1 protein-coding gene is annotated in these 1351 nt (G+C 58.6%); it reads right to left on the bottom strand.

Translation table 11 applies throughout. The annotated features are described in order from the left end of the window. Positions 1 to 40: 40 nt before the first annotated feature. Positions 41 to 1281, bottom strand: a protein-coding gene (locus BLIN9172_RS17760; protein ID WP_370036584.1) for an IS3 family transposase whose coding sequence is annotated in 2 segments (ribosomal slippage) — positions 41 to 954 and positions 954 to 1281 — 1242 coding nt in all. Because the reading frame shifts where the segments join, the coding sequence is not laid out codon by codon here. Between the last annotated feature and the right edge of the window lie 70 nt (positions 1282 to 1351).

Below are 1351 nucleotides of genomic sequence, written 5' to 3' on the forward strand. Positions count from 1 at the left end.
GGGCGTGAACCCCTGGAAGTGGACACATCAATGTGTACTATCAGGCGGCAATGTCCATCATAAATGTGTAATCGACCTCGAAGTCAACCGGTGCTCGATAACCCAGACTCGAATGTCTCCGCCTCGAGTTGTATCGAACCAACCACCGAAACACCTCACGACGACACTCGAGGTCCGAGACCCACCGCTTCGCTCCTTGCAGCGTCTCCCGCTTCAACGCCGCGTTGACCGACTCCGCCAGGGCATTATCAGCACTCGACCCGACCCTGCCCATCGACTGGACCACCCCGAACCGACGACACATCGCCTGAAACGACGAGGACGTATATTGACGACCATGGTCGCTGTGAAAAATCGCACCTTCCAGTGTTTCTCTGTTGTTTACTGCATTCTGTAACGCATCCTCGACGAGACTGGACCGCATGTGATCGGCGATCGACCAGCCCACGATCCGCCGCGAATACAAGTCGATGACCGTGGCCAAATACAAGAACTTCCCCTCATCGCCATAGGGTAAGTAGGTGATGTCGCCGACGTAGGTCGTGCCCAACTCAGCGGCCGAGAAGTCCCTGCCGACCAGGTCGGCAAACACCTGAGCATCTGGGTCCGAGATCGTCGTAGTCTTCGGCTTACGCAAGTGGATACCGACCATGCCGTTGTTCCGCATCAGGCGGGCAACCCGCTTACGGTTGACCGGCTCGTCCACGTGCGGGTCATCGGCGAGTTCGGCCGTGATCCGTCGGTACCCGTACGTGTGGTCCCAGAATTCGAAGTGGTGCTCAATCCGCTCGCACAGAGCATCATCAGCAGCCTGCCTGGCCGCCCGTGCCGGCCGGGAGGCACACCACTTATAAAAGCTTGAGCGCTGGATACCCAGCACGGAACACATCCGCTTCACCTCATGGGTGTTTCGGTGGTCGTCAACGAACTGGAAACGGATCACCAGGTCGTCTCTGCCGCGAAATATTTCGTGGCTTTCCGCAGGATCGCTCGCTCTTCTTCCAGCCGCTCCACATCCGACCGCAGAGACCGCTTATCGGCCCGCAACGAATCGTTCTCGACCCGCAGGCGAGCAAGCTCCTCCTCGGGTGTCTCGGGCCGATCAGGCGAGCTCGTGGACACCTTGCCAGCTTCCTTCCGCGCTTGGAACACCCACGACTTGATCGCGCCACGGGAGATGCCAAGATCGGCCGCGACTTGGGAATAAGACATATCGGGATGAGTCTCGTACAGCGCGACGGCGTCGGCTTTGAACTCATCGGAGTACTTCTTCTTTGGCATGGTTTCTACTCGCATTCTCCGGCCCATTATGGGCCAGACTCAGCGTGTCCACCACTCAGGGTTCATCCCC

It is taken from the genome of Brevibacterium linens ATCC 9172 (genome assembly GCF_900169165.1).
GTDB classification, from domain to species: domain Bacteria; phylum Actinomycetota; class Actinomycetes; order Actinomycetales; family Brevibacteriaceae; genus Brevibacterium; species Brevibacterium linens.